At 63.9% G+C, this 15,351-nt stretch carries 15 protein-coding genes; 7 read left to right on the forward strand and 8 right to left on the reverse strand.

The genetic code is table 11. From position 1 onward, the window contains the following. Positions 1-7: 7 nt before the first annotated feature. The 6 genes from ACK59Z_RS04580 to cbiE form a co-directional block, all read right to left on the reverse strand. Entirely contained in the window at positions 8-397 is a 390-nt protein-coding gene (locus ACK59Z_RS04580; protein ID WP_108191006.1) for a DUF2946 domain-containing protein, read from the reverse strand. Positions 398-540: 143 nt separating this feature from the next. Next, a complete protein-coding gene (locus ACK59Z_RS04585) occupies positions 541-1,395 on the reverse strand; it encodes an SPFH domain-containing protein (RefSeq protein WP_012053830.1) in 855 nt (284 codons plus the stop codon). A gap of 26 nt (positions 1,396-1,421) precedes the next feature. Further along, positions 1,422-1,859, reverse strand: a complete 438-nt coding sequence (locus ACK59Z_RS04590) for an NfeD family protein (RefSeq protein ID WP_049586722.1) — start codon at positions 1,857-1,859, stop codon at positions 1,422-1,424. A gap of 128 nt (positions 1,860-1,987) precedes the next feature. Further along, entirely contained in the window at positions 1,988-2,707 is a 720-nt protein-coding gene (locus ACK59Z_RS04595) for a cobalt-precorrin-6A reductase (protein ID WP_108191005.1), read from the reverse strand. Further along, the gene (locus ACK59Z_RS04600; protein ID WP_108191004.1) at positions 2,704-3,798 is read right to left on the reverse strand and encodes a cobalt-precorrin-5B (C(1))-methyltransferase; all 1,095 of its coding nucleotides are present in this window, start codon (positions 3,796-3,798) and stop codon (positions 2,704-2,706) included. Before ACK59Z_RS04600 ends, ACK59Z_RS04595 begins: the two co-directional genes overlap by 4 nt. Then, a complete protein-coding gene (gene cbiE / locus ACK59Z_RS04605) occupies positions 3,791-5,002 on the reverse strand; it encodes a precorrin-6y C5,15-methyltransferase (decarboxylating) subunit CbiE (protein WP_108191003.1) in 1,212 nt (403 codons plus the stop codon). Before cbiE ends, ACK59Z_RS04600 begins: the two co-directional genes overlap by 8 nt. Positions 5,003-5,245: 243 nt before the next feature. Between cbiE and cobG the strand changes: the two genes are divergently transcribed. The 7 genes from cobG (at position 5,246) to ACK59Z_RS04640 (ending at position 11,804) form a co-directional block, all read left to right on the forward strand. Beyond that, positions 5,246-6,577, forward strand: a complete 1,332-nt coding sequence (cobG, locus tag ACK59Z_RS04610; RefSeq protein ID WP_181318763.1) for a precorrin-3B synthase — start codon at positions 5,246-5,248, stop codon at positions 6,575-6,577. Continuing rightward, positions 6,570-7,196: a precorrin-8X methylmutase gene (locus tag ACK59Z_RS04615; RefSeq protein WP_003249670.1), complete on the forward strand. Its 627-nt coding sequence runs from the start codon at positions 6,570-6,572 to the stop codon at positions 7,194-7,196. The genes cobG and ACK59Z_RS04615 overlap by 8 nt, the downstream gene beginning before the upstream one ends. Further along, positions 7,196-7,927, forward strand: coding sequence for a precorrin-2 C(20)-methyltransferase (locus ACK59Z_RS04620; RefSeq protein ID WP_026031823.1), 732 nt, complete (start codon positions 7,196-7,198; stop codon positions 7,925-7,927). Before ACK59Z_RS04615 ends, ACK59Z_RS04620 begins: the two co-directional genes overlap by 1 nt. Further along, positions 7,915-9,612: a precorrin-3B C(17)-methyltransferase gene (cobJ, locus tag ACK59Z_RS04625; RefSeq protein ID WP_108191001.1), complete on the forward strand. Its 1,698-nt coding sequence runs from the start codon at positions 7,915-7,917 to the stop codon at positions 9,610-9,612. Before ACK59Z_RS04620 ends, cobJ begins: the two co-directional genes overlap by 13 nt. 118 nt (positions 9,613-9,730) lie before the next feature. After that, a complete protein-coding gene (locus ACK59Z_RS04630; protein WP_003249674.1) occupies positions 9,731-10,414 on the forward strand; it encodes a hypothetical protein in 684 nt (227 codons plus the stop codon). A gap of 51 nt (positions 10,415-10,465) precedes the next feature. Further along, a complete protein-coding gene (locus tag ACK59Z_RS04635; RefSeq protein WP_070096414.1) occupies positions 10,466-11,155 on the forward strand; it encodes a hypothetical protein in 690 nt (229 codons plus the stop codon). Further along, complete coding sequence (locus ACK59Z_RS04640) at positions 11,148-11,804, forward strand: hypothetical protein (RefSeq protein WP_409292487.1); 657 nt, start codon at positions 11,148-11,150, stop codon at positions 11,802-11,804. The genes ACK59Z_RS04635 and ACK59Z_RS04640 overlap by 8 nt, the downstream gene beginning before the upstream one ends. Before the next feature lie 18 nt (positions 11,805-11,822). Here the strand turns inward: ACK59Z_RS04640 and ACK59Z_RS04645 are convergent, their stop codons facing one another. Both ACK59Z_RS04645 and ACK59Z_RS04650 read right to left on the reverse strand, forming a co-directional pair. Further along, a complete protein-coding gene (locus ACK59Z_RS04645) occupies positions 11,823-12,419 on the reverse strand; it encodes a MarC family protein (protein ID WP_003249681.1) in 597 nt (198 codons plus the stop codon). 75 nt (positions 12,420-12,494) lie between these two features. Further along, positions 12,495-15,266 (reverse strand): hybrid sensor histidine kinase/response regulator, encoded by a 2,772-nt coding sequence (locus ACK59Z_RS04650; RefSeq protein ID WP_014861020.1) that lies wholly within the window; start codon positions 15,264-15,266, stop codon positions 12,495-12,497. Positions 15,267-15,351 lie beyond the last annotated feature (85 nt).

Genomic DNA, 15,351 nt, shown 5'->3' on the forward strand with positions numbered 1-15,351 from the left:
GATGAACTCAGGCTAGCGGAGAGGCACGAGGATTCAGCCCAGGCCAGAGCTGGCGGGGCGTGGGTGTGTACTTGGCAGCTGGCGGCAGCAGCCCGCTGAGCAGTGTCGGCGGGTGGTGCAACTGTGGCGGGTAGCCGGGCAGGGCCAGCAACGGCACGGCACCGGAGCAGCACCAGCAGTTCATCATGCCGGCGCTGTCGTCACTTTGCGGGCCGAGGTCGATCTTGGCCAGGGCCTGAACGTCGACGTTGGCCTTGTTGGCCATGCTGGAACAGAAAGCCCCCCACAGCAGCTGCTCGGCCGGGCCCTTGGGCGCAGCAGAAGACAGCGGCATGGCCAGCAAGTTGAATAGCACTGCAAGGCAGGCTACCCAGGCAATGTGCCGACGTGGGGGCATGGAGAGATCCGGTCAGGAATCGTGGTGGCTATTGTAAGGCGGAGTATAGGTAAAAATGCCGGGGTGCGGTGAAGTGACGCAGTTGGCCTGGTAATGGGGGCTGCTGTGCAGCCCATCGCGACACAAGGCCGCCCCCGACACTCTCAAACCTTGTTGCGGCCCATCAACCCGCGCACGGTCTCTTGCAGGTCAGCCGGCAACACCACCACCTTGGCATTGCTGCTGCCCGCCAGGTTCTCCATCGCGCCCACATAGCGTTCGCCCAATAGGTACATCGCCGGTACGGTCTCGTTGCCCACCGCTTCCTTCACCAGCGAAATCGAGCGCGCCGAGGCCTCGGCCAGGCTGATCTGCGCCTCGGCATCCAGCCTGGCCGCCTGCAGGCGCGCCTCTGCTTCTAGGATCGCCGCCTGTTTGGCCCCTTCGGCGCGGGTGACGTCGGCCTTGCGCTCACGCTCGGCTGCGGCCTGGCGTTCCATGGCCAACTGCATGTTTTCCGAAGGTTTGATGTCTTGAATTTCCACCGAGCGCACGGTCACGCCCCAGTCTTCGGTCTGCTCGGACATTGCATCGCGCAGACGGGCCTTGATCTGCTCGCGGCTGGACAGCGCCTCGTCGAGGTCCATTGCACCGACGATGGCGCGCAGCGAGGTCATGGTCAGGCTGGTGACGGCGAACGAGAAGTCCTGCACGCCATACGAGGCTTTCTGCGGGTCGACTACCTTGGCGAAACACAGGGCGTTGGCGACGATTACCGCGTTGTCCTTGGTGATGATTTCCTGCTGCTGCACATCGAGGATGATGTCCTTGGTCGGCAGGCGGTAGGCGACCACGTCCATGTAGGGGATGACAATGTTCAGGCCCGGCTTGAGGGTGCTGTGGTAGCGGCCCAGGCGCTCGACGATCCACTCCTCGCCCTGGGGCACGATGCGCACCCCCTTGAACACGGTGATCAGGACGAACAGGGCAATGGCGCCGACGACGATGAGGCTGGTCATGCTGCAAAATTCCTTTTAATGCGGATTCAGGCCCGGATAACGCGGGCGGTGTTCCCCTCGATGGCGGTCAGGCGTACCCGCTCGCCGGCGGCGATCTGGCTATCGGCGACGCAGGTCCACTCTTCGTTGCCGAGGATCGGCTTCTGGAAGCGTACGCGGCCTTTCTGGAACTCCGACACGGGAGCGGTCAGCAGGCCCACTTCGCCGATCACGCTGTCGGCGGTCCAGCGCACATCCGGCTGCTTGCGCCGGAACACTTTGAACCACAGCACGGTGGTGGCCGACGACAGCAGTACCCACAGCAGGACCTGCATGTCCAGTTGCAGGCTGGGTGCGGCGAGCGAGATAAGCGAGACCAGCACGGCGCCGATGCCGAACCAGAGTATGAAGAACGTTGGGAGGACCAGTTCAAGCAGGATCAGCGCAATGCCGAAGACCAGCCAGATCCACCATTGCATTTCCATATGGGTGAAACCTTCCGGGGGAGGGGCGTCGAGTTTAAGGCAGCAGAGCGGCAACGGGCCACTGGGTTAGTTGGAAGAAAAGTCTGAAATCCTTGTAGGAGTGCCTATGTGTCGCGAAAGCGCAGCGCCTAGAGGGCGAGTGCTGTTGCCAGGTCCGCCAGTGAGTCGAATGCCCGGTCCACCTCCGGCAGTGCCGGACGTTTCAGGACAAGCACCGGCACGCCAAGCTCCCGCGCTACCTCCAGCTTCGGCTCGGTCGCCACACTGCCGCTGTTCTTGCTGATCAGCACATCGATGTGGCGGCGCTGGAACAACGCCCGCTCATCATCGATATGGAACGGCCCACGTGCGCCAATCACTTCACAGCGCTCGTTGCCAGGGCACGCCTCCAGCGCACGCAAGGTCCAGAACTGCTCTGGCGGAATCTCGTCCAGGTGCTGCAGCGGCTCGCGTCCTAGCGTGAACAGTGGCCTGCGGAACGGCTTCAGTGCTTCGATCAACCCTGCCCAATCCTCGACTTCTCGCCAGTCGTCCCCTGCTTGCGCCTGCCAGGCGGGGCGACGCAAGGCCCAGCACGGGATGCCGGCGTTGCGTGCGGCGTTGGCGGCATTGCGGCTGATTTGCGCGGCATAGGGATGGGTGGCGTCGATCAGCAGGGTGATGCCCGCTTCGCGCAGGTAACGGGTCAAGCCCTCGACACCGCCATAGCCCCCGACCCGCACCTGGCATTGCAAGCCCTGCGGCACGCGGCCGATACCGGCCAGGCTGTAGACATGTCGAGGCCCGAGTTGGCGGGCCATCGCCAGGGCTTCAGTGACCCCCCCCAGCAACAGGATGCGCGCAGTCATTGCACACCCGCCTGGCCGACGATGCCGCCTTGGCGGTCGATGGCGAACACCTCCACGTGCACCTGCGCCGGCACGACGCTACGGGCGAAGGCCAGGGCGTGGGCACACACCGCGTCACCCAGGGCAATGCCGGCCGCATGAGCCAGGGCGAGCGCTTGCTGGCTGGTGTTGGCGCCGCTGATGGCAGCCTGCAACGCCTCGTCAGCGCCAATGTCTGCGGCCCAACCTGCCAGTTGCGGCAAGTCGATGCTGGAGTGACGACTGTGCAGGTCCATGTGCCCGGCGGCCAGTTTGCTGATCTTGCCGAAGCCGCCGCACAGGGTCAGGCGCGGCACCGGTACCTTGCGCAGGTGCTTGAGCACCGCGCCGACGAAATCGCCCATTTCGATCAGGGCGATTTCCGGCAGGCCGTAGACGCGGCGCATGGTGTCTTCGCTGGCATTGCCGGTGCACGCGGCTATGTGCGTGTAGCCGTTGGTGTGGGCCACGTCGATGCCTTGGTGGATCGAGGCAATGTAGGCCGCGCAAGAGAACGGCCGGACGATGCCGCTGGTGCCGAGGATCGACAGCCCGCCGAGGATGCCCAGGCGCGGGTTCATGGTTTTCAGGGCCAGTTGCTCACCACCTTGCACATTGACCGTGACCTCGAAGCCGCCAAGGTAGCCGCACGCGTCGGCCAGGCGTTGCAGGTGTTCACTGATCATGAGCCGAGGCACCGGGTTGATGGCCGGTTCACCCACCGCCAGCACCAGCCCCGGGCGTGTCACCGTGCCCACGCCGCTGCCAGCGACAAAACCAATGCCAGGTTCCGCCAGCAGGCGCACCTGGCTATAGAGCAGGGCACCGTGGGTCACGTCCGGGTCGTCACCCGCATCCTTGAGGGTGCCGGCTTCGGCGCACTCGCCGATCAGGCGGCAGAATTCCAGGCGCATCTGCACGACCTTGCCTTTGGGCAAGGTGATGTCCACCGCATCATCACGCTGCCCGGTGAGCAGCAGCTTGGCCGCTGCCAGGCTGGTGGCGGTGGCGCAACTGCCAGTGGTAAGGCCGCTGCGCAGAGGCGCGGGCTGTTCGCGGGTTTCTTCACGCATCGGCGGGTTTCAGTACTTCCAGAATGGTGATCGGCAGCGCCTGGCGCCAGGTGTCGAACGCACCCAAGGGCTGGGCATGAGCGACATGGATGCGGGTCAGCTCACCACCGTGCTGTTCGCGAAAATGTGCCAGGGCCAGTTCGCTTTGCAGGGTGACGGCGTTGGCCACCAAACGGCCGCCGGGGCGCAGGCTTGCCCAGCACAGGTCCAGTACACCTGCGCGGGTAACGCCGCCTCCGATGAAGATTGCATCCGGTTGTTCCAGGCCTTGCAGCGCCGCTGGCGCCTTGCCGCGAACCAGTTGCAGGCCGGGTACACCCAATGCATCGCGGTTATGCTCGATCAAACCCTGGCGGCCTTCGTCGGCCTCGATGGCCAGGGCGCGGCATGCCGGGTGGGCGCGCATCCATTCGATGCCGATCGAGCCGCAGCCCGCACCGACATCCCACAAAAGTTCGCCGGGTTGCGGTGCCAGGCGCGCCAGCGTGATGGCGCGGACATCGCGCTTGGTCAACTGGCCATCGTGCCGGTATGCGGCGTCTGGCAGCCCGGCCAGCCGGTGCAGGCGGGGCGCATCGGGCGTAGCCAGGCATTCGATGGCGACCAGGTTGAGCGCCGCGATACCGGTGTGCGGCCAGTCCTGGGCGGTGCCGGCCAGTGCACGTTCGTCCACGCCCCCCAAGTGCTCGAACACCTGCAGGCGGCTTGGGCCGAAGCCTTGCCCGCGCAGCTGCGCGGCAATTGCCGCCGGGCTGTCGCCATCGTTGCTCAGCACCAGCAGGCGCATGCCGCTGTGCAAGTGGGCATTGAGCGCTGCCAGGGGGCGGGCCACCAGCGACACCACCTGCAGGTCCTGCAGCGGCCAGCCCAGGCGGGCAGCGGCCAGGGCGCAGGAAGAGGGCATCGACAGCACGCGCATTTCTGCAGCAGGCACCTGGCGCGCCAGGCTGGCACCGACGCCGTAGAACATAGGGTCACCGCTGGCCAGCACGCACACCGGCTCGCCGCGCAGGTTCAACACCGGGGCCAACGAGAACGGGCTGGGCCAGGCCAGCTGTTCCGCGGTCACGCAACGTGGCAGCAAGGCCAGCTGGCGTGGGCTGCCGAAGACCCGCCCAGCGCCCAGCAGGGCGCGCCGGGCCTGTTTGCCCAGGCCGCTGAAGCCGTCTTCGCCGATGCCTACTACTGTCAGCCAGGGTGTCATGTATTTCGATCCGCCATTTTTGGGGCCGCTTCGCGCCCCTTCGCGGGCAAGCCCGCTCCTACAGATACAGGGCAGCCTGTGCAGCCTGCAGTGATCCTGTGGAAGCGGGCGAGCCCGCGAAGAAGGCGACGCGGTCCTGAAATTCTACTTAATCGCCGAGGATGCTCGACCACCGGCTTTTCATGCCGCCGGACAAAGCAGGCATAATACCGCGCCTTCTACACTCAAGCGCATTTTCACAGACTGCCGGATGCCCCTTTGACGCAGGCCCATGCCCCCCACGTATCGCCCCGCCCCTCGGCCTGCCCGGGGTTGTGGCGCATTGTCAGTGCCCGTGATGGCGGTATCTGCCGCATCAAGCTGCCGGGTGGCCTGCTGCTGGCCGAGCAGGCTGAAGCCGTGGCGGCGGCGGCGGAGCGTTTTGCTGGCGGCGTGATCGAGGCCACCAACCGTGGCAACCTGCAGATTCGCGGCATTGGCAGCGAGCATCGCGCCTTGGTCGAGGCACTGCTCGCAGCCGGCCTGGGACCACGCGATGCGGCGGGTGACGATGTGCGCAACGTGATGCTCAGCCCGCTGGCCGGGCATGACCCGCTCATGCTGCTGGACGCCCGGCCGCTGGCCGGGCAGGTCCTCGACCTGTTGGAAGGCACCCCGCGCTTTCACCAGCTGTCGGCCAAGTTCGCTGTGCAGCTGGATGCCGGCGAGCGCCTGGCGATGCTCGAGCACCCTCATGACCTGTGGCTGTCGCCCTTGCCCCTGGACCAGCAGACCTGGCTGGCGTTTGGCCTGGCAGGTTGCCCGGCAGAGGGCCAGGCGCTCGGTGCGGTGCCGCTGGCGCAGGGCCTGATACTGGTGCGCGCCGTGCTGGAGCGCTTCCTCGATCTGGCATCCCCGACGCAGACGCGCATGCGCCAGCTGCTTGAGGTGTACCCGCCAGCTGATTTTGTCGCTGGGCTCGGCCTGGTCATCCGCCGCGATGCCGCCGTGCTCACATGGCGGCGTGAACAGCACCGCGCCTCGTGGTTGGGCAGGTTGCCCCAGGCGCAGGGCGTTGCCCTTGGCGTTGCCCCGCCGCAAGGCCGCCTGACCCCCGCGATGCTGCGTGGCGCCGCACGTATTGCCCGTGAACTGGGCGATGCCAGCATGCGCCTTAGCCCCTGGCAAAGCCTGGTGCTGACCAACCTGCAAGCGCAGCACATCGATCAGGCCCTGGCCGAACTGTCTGCGCTGGGGTTGCTGTGCCACGACCGTGAACCCCTGGCGCGTATCAGCGCCTGCACCGGTGCCAGCGGCTGCGCCAAGGCCCTTGCCGAGACCAAGGCTGACGCCGTTGTCCTGGCCGCGCTGCTGGGCCCCGGCGTGCCGGCCAGCGTGCACCTGTCCGGCTGCCCCCGTTCCTGTGCTGTGGCCCATGTTGCCCCGGCCACCTTGCTGGCCCGTTCGCCGGGCCGTTACGACTTGTATCTGCGTGATGCGCGCCAGCCGGGTTTCGGTGCCCTGCGCGCCACCGACCTTACCTTGAATGAAGCAGGCGCCATGCTCGACCTGCCGACGGAGCACCTTGATGATTGACTACATCCGCGATGGTCAGGAGATCTATCGCAACTCCTTCCGGATCATCCGTGAGGAAGCCCGACTCGAGCGGATCCCCGCAGACCTTGAAAAGCTCGCCGTGCGTGTGATCCACGCGTGTGGCATGGTCGACGCCATCGATGGCCTGCAGTTCTCAGACGGTGCCGGCCGGGCCGGGCGCGAGGCGCTGCTCAACGGCGCGCCGATCCTCTGCGATGCGCACATGGTGGCCGAAGGGATCACCCGGGCGCGCTTGCCAGCTGACAACAAAGTCATCTGCACCCTGCGTGACCCCAGCGTGCCGGGCCTGGCCAAAGACGCTGGCAACACACGCTCCGCCGTAGCCCTGGAGCTGTGGCGCCCTTACCTGGAGGGCAGCGTGGTGGTCATCGGCAATGCCCCTACCGCGTTGTTCTACCTGTTGGAGATGCTCGATGCCGGCGCGCCCAAGCCCGCGCTGATCCTCGGTTTCCCGGTCGGTTTCGTCGGCGCTGCCGAGTCCAAGGCCATGCTCGCCGCCGACAGCCGTGGCGTGCCGTTCGTGATCATGCAAGGCCGCCTGGGCGGCAGCGCGATGGCCGCCGCGGCGGTCAACGCCCTGGCCACGGAGGTGGAATGATGGCCCCGCGCGGACGACTGCTTGGCCTGGGCGTGGGCCCTGGCGATCCTGAACTGATTACCCTCAAAGCCCTGCGCCTGTTGCGTGAGGCGCCGGTGGTCGGCTACTTCGTGGCCAAGGGCAAGCGTGGCAATGCCTTCGGCATTATCGAGGCGCACCTGCAGCCCGAGCAGACCCTGCTGCCGCTGGTCTACCCGGTCACCACCGAAGTGCTGCCGGCGCCGCTGTCCTATGAGCAAGTGATCAGCGACTTCTACGACGAAGCCAGCGTACAGGTGGCCGAGCACCTGGATGCCGGCCGCGACGTGGCGGTGATTTGCGAAGGCGACCCGTTCTTCTATGGCTCCTACATGTACTTACATGACCGCCTGGCGCAGCGCTACGAGGCAGAAGTGATTCCCGGTGTCTGCTCCATGCTCGGTGGCGCTTCGGTGCTGGGGGCGCCGCTGGTGTACCGCAACCAGAGCCTGTCGGTGTTGTCTGGCGTGTTGCCCGCTGAAGAGCTCAAGCGCCGTCTGGCCGACGCCGATGCAGCGGTGATCATGAAACTTGGGCGCAACTTCCCCAAGGTGCGCGAAGTGCTGGCCGACCTGGGCCTGGATGGGCGTGCGCTGTATGTGGAACGGGCGACCATGGCCAACCAGAAGATCGTGCCGCTGGACCAGGTCGACCCGCAGTCGTCGCCGTACTTCTCGCTGATCATCGTGCCGGGGGAAAAATGGCAGGGCTGAACATGCACAGGGCACCGGCCATCGTCATTCTCGGCCCGGGCAGCCTGGCGACGGCGCAGCGTATCCAGGCCTGTTATCCGCAGGCCACGATCCATGGCCTCGAGGGGCGTGTCGAGGGTGCAGACCAGTCGTACGTGTCGTTCGGCGATACCTTGCGCGGGTTGTACCAGCAAGACACGCCGATCATTGCGTTGTGCGCCGCGGGTATCGTTATCCGTAGCCTGGCCGCTCTGCTCTGCGAGAAGGGCAGCGAGCCGCCGGTACTGGCCGTGGCCGAGGATGGTAGCGCGGTAGTGCCGTTGCTCGGAGGCCTCGGTGGGGTGAACGTGATGGCGCGGGAAATCGCTGATGCGCTGGGCGTTTCCGCGGCCATCACCACCAGTGGCGAGCTGCGCTTCGGTACTTGCCTGCTGAACCCGCCGCAGGGCTATGCATTGGCCGATATCGAGCAAGGCAAGCGCTTTGTATCCGACCTGCTGGCAGGTGAGTCCGTGCGTATCGAAGGTAACGCACCGTGGCTGCAGCTGGCGCAGTTGCCCGCCAGCGAGACGGCGCAGCGCACCATCCATGTGGGGCATCGGGCGCGTCCAGCCAACCGCGACGAGCTGCTGATCCACCCGCGCCAGGTGGTCGTGGGGGTTGCAGGTGGCAATCTGCACAGTATTCGCGCAGCACTGCAGCAAGCCGGCATCGCTGAGCCCTCGGTAGCCTGCGTGCTGGCCGACGAGGCAACCATGGCCGACAGCGCCCTGCACGAAGCTGCGCAGGCCCTGGGGGTCCCCTTGCGCTTTGCCACCGGCCCTGGCGATGTGGCCAGCATGGTCGCTGCGGCGGTGCCCGATGCCGAGTTGATAGCGCTTGAAGAAGTCGTGGTCGCGGTGGCGCCTGCCCCGGTCGACGTAGTGCAGGTCGGCCGCCGTCGCGGTCGCCTGGCGGTCATCGGCCTTGGCCCAGGTGCGGCGGAACTGATGGTGCCGGCGGTTAAGGCCGAACTGGCGCAGGCCGAAGATGTGCTCGGTTACGAAACCTACGTGCGCATGGCTGGCCCGTTCCGCGACGACCAGGTGCTGCACTGCACCGACAACCGCGAAGAGATGCAACGCGCCCGACATGCCTTCGAACTGGCAGCCCAAGGCCGTTCGGTGGTGGTGGTGTCGTCAGGTGACCCGGGCGTTTTCGCCATGGCCGCTGCGGTGCTCGAAGCATTGCACGAATCCAGTGACCCTGCCTGGCATCGCGTCGACCTGCAGATCTTGCCGGGGGTTTCAGCCTCGCTGGCAACCGCCGCCCAGGCAGGTGCACCGCTGGGGCATGACTTCTGCGTGATGTCGCTGTCGGACAACCTCAAGCCCTGGTCGATCATTGAAAAGCGCCTGGACCTGGCTGCCCAGGCCGACCTGGTGCTGGCCTTCTACAACCCGATCTCCAAGGCCAGGCCGCACCAGCTCGGTGTCGCCCTGGAGGTTGTGCGCCGCCACCGTGACGGGAACACGCCTGTAGTCCTTGGCCGTGACATCGGTAGGCCGGGGCAGACACTGAAGGTAGTCACCCTGGCCGAACTGCTGCCAGAAATGGTCGACATGCGCACCATGGTGTTGGTTGGGTCTTCCACTACCTGCACTTTCGACCGCGCAGCGGGTGGGGTTTGGGTCTATACCCCGCGCTGGTATGGCGCAAAGCCGTAAGCGGCGGCAGCGCGGGCAGATGAGGAACTGCTTCGTGGCAGATTGAGGTAAAGGTCACAGGTAGGTTTGCGGCTGGAGCTATTTGGCTCCAACCGTACCCTTCCTGGAGACCTTTCCCATGACGACCGATAAAGAGAAGCTGCAGCTTCAGGTTCTGCCGGACAAGAATCTGTTCGTGTTCCCCGACCTGATGGGTGAGCAAAACCGCGATGCTGCAAAGGCTTGTCATGCCCTGGCCACGCAAGGTGCCAACAAGCAGCATGACCCTATCCGTGAAACGCAACTCTGGTTCAAACACTACATCTACCTGATGTCGAAGATGGGCTGGGCGCCGACCAATGTCGATGTACAGCAGGTCACTGAACGCAATATGCGCCTTGAGATCAGCAACTTGCTGGGCAAGGGCCTGCAGGCGGCATATGGCGTTTTCACTGGCGATGTGGCAACCGCCCTGGACAATCTCGGCAAAACGGTTGTTTCAGCCTTGGCCGCCAGCACCAAAAACGTCGAGTTGCTCGACCGCAAGTCGGTCGAAGATGACCGAACCGGGCTGAGCCTTGCCAAGTGCGAGCAAACGGACGGCGGCCAAGTGGCGATGCTGGTCAGTGCGATCCAGACCGACGCCAAGCCTGACAAGGCTGCCAACTATCTGCTGGTCAAGTGGGAAAGCAACGGTACTTCCAACTTTGCTTGTGGTGCGGTGTTGAATTTCGATAAGCGCCAATACGACAAAGTTCGCGCCATTGTAGAAACCAAACTTGACGACAATGCCCTGCAGGTCCTGCTGGCACTGGAACTCTGACGATGAAGTTGGCCTGTCGACACGGCGTCGACGGGCCTGGAGGGCATACTGATGCACGCCAATTACACGTTGTGGTTGAACGGCAATAGCCTGGTATTGATCGACAACAATGTCAGTGCTTCACGAGCAGAAGCACTGTTGGATGTTCAGCTGGCAGCCTACTTGACCGCTAGCAAGGGGCACGCCCTTCAGGACGCTGGGTGGCACAAGGAATATCTGCGAATTCAGGGTAACTTCGGCTGCACTGTCGCGACCTTGCATTCCAGCGCTGTGCCTGCTGCACCCGCAGTGGCCTGTGAACCGTGGAGCATGTTGCGGGCCAAGCTCTTGGCAGGTGTGCCCAGCGCCCTGCAGGGGCCGGTAGCCACATGCCTCGACGCCTATTCCGCCCAACCCGACGGTGCCATAGAACAGTTGTTATGGGCCGAATGTGTTCGGCCCCCGGACGATAAAGGCATGAGCCATGTACGTATGGAGTTGCGCCTGATACTGGCCGATTCAGGCGTCATCAGTACCGAGTTGGGCTTTAGCACAGCAGAGCATCTGGCGATGGATTGGCTGTGGCAGCCGCTGAATCTTGCAAGTGCCCATGCCGCTCAGCAGTTCGATGCCAATTATTTCACCCATGAAAAAGTGATCAGTTCAATAAGTACGGGCTTGCATGACGCTATCAAGGTCAAGCAATTGCAGTACCGCAGCCAAGTCAAACGTGCGACAACATCAGGAGTCGAAGATGAGTGAGTTCAATCAAGGTGCCGCCAGTGGCAAACTCGTCCACAGCAGCCTGCTGTCATTCTTGCCAGGTGTTAACCGCGAAGCCCGTGACGACATCCTGTTGGCCAATGCGTTTGCCCAGCAAGTTGCCTGGGGGGACTTCAACGAAGGCCTGGAGCCGGACTGGTTCAGGAACTACTGGCGTAACCTTGCGTTTCTGGGCTTTGATGGCAAGCTCGCGCCCACGGCGACTCGACCGGGACCGGACAGGGCCAGCCTTGCCGAGCAGGCGCTTGCCCAGGTTCGTCAGAAAGGCTCTGCCGGTCATTATCAATCTGCCCAGTCGTCGCTTCAGGCACTGCGTAATCACAGCCAGACCTTGACCGCGTTTGAATCCCGGGCAGTCTCGAAAGCTATTGGACGTTTTCAGTTGCTGCCTTGCTCTCAGCAGTCGAGCGGCTTCATCGACATGGTATTGGTCCACATGGAAATGTCGATGAAAAAGACCTCCAAGGACTTCCTGTTCATGCAGTTGAACAGCGAAGTAAAACTCCTGGACATGCGTGTCGAAGTGATCCACTTCAACTTGCAGGGGTTCCGCGAAGACTACCGCAAGCGGGCCCAGGCCAGTGTCGACAAGCAAAATGGCAAGGCGATCCTTGAGCTGCAATTGTAGGCGCCCGGCTTGGAAAGCTCAGGGCAGCAGGTAACCGCGAATCCCGGTAAAGATGATCTGTGCTGCCAGGGCACAGACGAATAGCCCCATCAGGCGGCTGACGATTTGCAAGCCCTGGTCACCGAGCAGGCGCTCGATACGGTGCGATAGATACAGCACCAGGCCTACGGTAAAGCTGGCCAAGGCAATGCTGACGATGGCCAGCAGTTTTTCATCCCAGTGCGGCTGGCTTACCCCCATCACCAACAGGGCACCGATGGTACCGGGGCCAACGGTCAGCGGAATGGTCAGCGGTACGATGGTCACATCCTGCTGAACGTTGTCGGCCTGTACCGCCGGCTTGCCCTGGGCCATGCCCAGCGCTGAAATGAACAGCACGCTGCCGGCACCGATGCGAAAGGCATCGGCGGTGATGCCGAAAATTCCGAAGATCGCCCGCCCGAACAGGTACAGCATCACGCTGGCGACCAAGGCTGCGAACGCGACCTTCCAGGCCAGTTGCTTGCGCTCCTTGCTGGAGTGGCCGCGGGTCAGGCTGATGAAACACGACAGCACGAAGAACGGGCTGTAGAGCACGAGCATTTTCAGGTAGACGCTGAACAACTCATGGAGCATGAGCAGTGTTCCTTGGGTTTATGCCGGCGTGGCCTTGTGTCGCGAGGCCGCTCCTGCAAGAGCATTGGATATCGGTCAGGACGTATGTGCCGGGTCCACCTTGGCTTCCCGGTGATTGGCCCAGTATTGAATCAGCTCGCGCAACTGCGACAACTCCACCGGCTTGGCCATGTGTCCGTCCATGCCTGCCAGCCGCGCGCGCTCCTTGTGTTCGGCCAGTATGTGCGCTGTCAGTGCCACCACCGGCGTGCGCTGGCGCTGGTTGTCAGCTTCCCAGGCCCGCAACTGCTGGGTGGCCGAGAAACCGTCCAGTATCGGCATCTCGCAGTCCATCAACACCAGGTCATAATGCTGCGCTTTCATCGCCTGCAAGGCCTCTTCGCCATTGCAGGCGGTATCGGGCTTGAGGTTGAGCTTGCCGAGCATGCTGCGGATCACCTTGGTCGAGATGCTGTTGTCTTCGGCGACCAGCACGCGGAAGTCGCCAGGCAGGTCCAGCGCCTGCGGGATGCCAGGCAGGCTGGCAGGTATCGCCTGTTCGCGGCCGCGCTGGGCCAGCTCCTCGGCCAGGGTGGTCTTCAACGTATAACCGGCCACCGGCTTGGCCAGTATTCGCTTGACCCCGGCGTTGCGCGCGATGACTTTGCTCGGCGCATTGCTGATGCCGGTGAGCATCACCACCAGAATGTCGTGGTTCAGGCTCGGGTCTTCCTTGATCTTGGCGGCCAGCTGCATGCCGGTCATGCCGGGCATGTTCTGGTCCAGCAGCACCGCGTCGAAGTAGTCGCGCAGGTGCGCCTTGGTGCGCAAAAGGGCCAGAGCCTCCTTGCCCGACGGCACCGCGCTGACGTTCATGCCCCAGGCGCTGCACTGCTGTACAAGCACCTTGCGGCACGTGTCGTTGTCGTCCACTACCAGCACGCGAGCATCGCGCAGCGGGCTGTCGAGGTCCGCCGGTGGCTGTTCCAGGCGTGAAGGGTCCAGCGGCAAGGTCAGCCACAGGGTGTTGCCCATGCCGGTGTTGCTCTTGATGCCGAACTCGCCCTGCATCAGACCGATCAACTGTTTGGCGATGACCAGCCCCAGGTGGCCGCCCAGCTTGTTGCTGGAAAGGAAGTGGTGGCTGTGCAACTCGGCCTGCAGCAAGGCTTCACGGTCGGCAGCGGGCAACGGTTCACCGCTGTCCTGCACGGCGATACGCAGGCGTGGCACCTCGCCGCGTTGATCCAGCGCCACCACCAGCAGGATCTCGCCCTGGTCGGTGTTTTTCAGGGCGTTTTCCAGCAGGCTCGACAAGGCCTGGCGCAGGCGCGTCGGGTCTCCGCTGATAACCCGCGGTACTTGTGGCTGGGTGAAGCTGATCAGCTCGATGTTCTGTTGCTCGGCCTTGGCGCGGAAGATGTTCAGGCAATCCTCGATCAGCGCGTTAAGGTCGAACTGCACATCATCCAGCTCGATTTGCCGGGATTCCAGCTTGGAAATGTCCAGAATTTCGTTGATCAGCGTCAGCAGTTCGTTGCCGGCGCTGTGGATGGTCTGCACATAGTCACGTTGCTTCACCGACAGCGGTGTGCCCAGCAGCAGTTCAGTCATGCCGAGCACGCCGTTCATCGGGGTGCGGATTTCGTGGCTGATCTTGGCCAGGAACTCGGCTTTGGCGTTGATTTCTGCATCGCTGGCGGCCAGTGCACGGCTGGCGCTGAAACGCTCCTCGCTTATGCGCCGCAGCCGTTCACTGACTGCCAGGTTGAGCAGCAGGCCACTGACCACGGTCAGGCCCAGCAGGATGCACAGCAGCCAGGGGGTCGAGGTGCGTGTCAGGCCCAGCAGGGCTGGCAGCAGGACCAGGCCTCCGAGGTTGAACACCACCATGGCCAGGCTGAACAGGCGTCCGGGTGCATAGCCCTTGTACCAGTGGTAGCTGCTGACCAGCAGCATGCTCACGCTGCCCAGCGCCATCAGGGCGTAGGTCATCAGGTTCAGTGGCAGGGTATCGACGAACAGCAGCACCAGGCCACTGAGCCCGACAATCAGCATCTCACCCTGCAGCAGGCGGTTAAGCCGTGGCGAATTGCACGGCGAAAAGAAATGTTGGGTGAAATACAACCCGGACAGGCCGGCCAGGACCAGCGTCAGATAGGCGGCAGGCGTTTGCGCACTGTGCCACACATGCCACCAAGGGCCGCTGAGGTTCAGCAGGATCAGGCCGCTGAGCAGCATCAGGCCGTGGTACAGCGCCAGGATCAGGGTGGTGCTGGAGCGGGTGTAGAGGAAGCGGATCAGGTTGTGCATGATCAGCATGATCAGGCCGCCGAACAGCATGCCGAACCACAGCGGCTGGCGTTGATCCGAGGCTGCCTCGGCCGCAGGTTCAAGGCTGATGGCCGGACGCAGCTGGTGCTCTGAGGCCAGGCGCAAGTAGATGTCCAGCGGTTGCCTGCTGTTGGGCAGGGGCAATACATGGTCGCTGCCACGCAGGGTCGGGCTGGCATTGCCGGCCTGGCGCCCGTGGTGCAGCTGACGCAGAAGTTGTTCGCCTTCGAGGGCGTAGAGGTCCAGGCCAGAAAGGTCCGGGGCAAATACCCGCAGCAGCTGCTCCTGGTCACCTGGTGCCAGACGATAGTGCAGCCACAAGGCCTGTCCAGCCGGGGCAGCATCAAGGTCGGCGAGAGGCAGTGGGCTGAACTGGTTGCGATAGCGCTCGGAGCGCACATCGCTCAGTTGCAGGTTGGCCTGTTCGTCGAGCAGAACGGTCCAGCCTCCGTCATGTTCGGCCGCAGCCGGAAACATGCAGAGCAGGGTCAGCAAGCTGACGATCAGAGCTGAGGCAATCCGAAGCCGACGCACTACGAAATCCCTTCTTGGCCGATGTGCCGGGTACTCACTATGCGCGGCGCGCGAAGTCGAAGGCAAGGCCCATTCCGGGCCCTGT

The sequence above is a fragment of the Pseudomonas sp. KCJK9058 genome (assembly GCF_046230975.1).
GTDB classification, from domain to species: Bacteria; Pseudomonadota; Gammaproteobacteria; order Pseudomonadales; family Pseudomonadaceae; genus Aquipseudomonas; species Aquipseudomonas alloputida.

Coding starts and splice junctions, on each gene's coding strand:
- cobJ (WP_108191001.1), top strand. CDS start 7,915: ATGGCAGGGCTGAACATGCACAGGGCACCGGCCATCGTCATTCTCGGC.
- ACK59Z_RS04600 (WP_108191004.1), bottom strand. CDS start 3,798: ATGCGTGAAGAAACCCGCGAACAGCCCGCGCCTCTGCGCAGCGGCCTT.
- ACK59Z_RS04645 (WP_003249681.1), bottom strand. CDS start 12,419: ATGCTCCATGAGTTGTTCAGCGTCTACCTGAAAATGCTCGTGCTCTAC.
- ACK59Z_RS04590 (WP_049586722.1), bottom strand. CDS start 1,859: ATGGAAATGCAATGGTGGATCTGGCTGGTCTTCGGCATTGCGCTGATC.
- ACK59Z_RS04635 (WP_070096414.1), top strand. CDS start 10,466: ATGCACGCCAATTACACGTTGTGGTTGAACGGCAATAGCCTGGTATTG.
- ACK59Z_RS04640 (WP_409292487.1), top strand. CDS start 11,148: ATGAGTGAGTTCAATCAAGGTGCCGCCAGTGGCAAACTCGTCCACAGC.
- cbiE (WP_108191003.1), bottom strand. CDS start 5,002: ATGACACCCTGGCTGACAGTAGTAGGCATCGGCGAAGACGGCTTCAGC.
- ACK59Z_RS04630 (WP_003249674.1), top strand. CDS start 9,731: ATGACGACCGATAAAGAGAAGCTGCAGCTTCAGGTTCTGCCGGACAAG.
- ACK59Z_RS04620 (WP_026031823.1), top strand. CDS start 7,196: ATGGCCCCGCGCGGACGACTGCTTGGCCTGGGCGTGGGCCCTGGCGAT.
- ACK59Z_RS04585 (WP_012053830.1), bottom strand. CDS start 1,395: ATGACCAGCCTCATCGTCGTCGGCGCCATTGCCCTGTTCGTCCTGATC.
- ACK59Z_RS04595 (WP_108191005.1), bottom strand. CDS start 2,707: ATGACTGCGCGCATCCTGTTGCTGGGGGGGGTCACTGAAGCCCTGGCG.
- ACK59Z_RS04580 (WP_108191006.1), bottom strand. CDS start 397: ATGCCCCCACGTCGGCACATTGCCTGGGTAGCCTGCCTTGCAGTGCTA.
- ACK59Z_RS04615 (WP_003249670.1), top strand. CDS start 6,570: ATGATTGACTACATCCGCGATGGTCAGGAGATCTATCGCAACTCCTTC.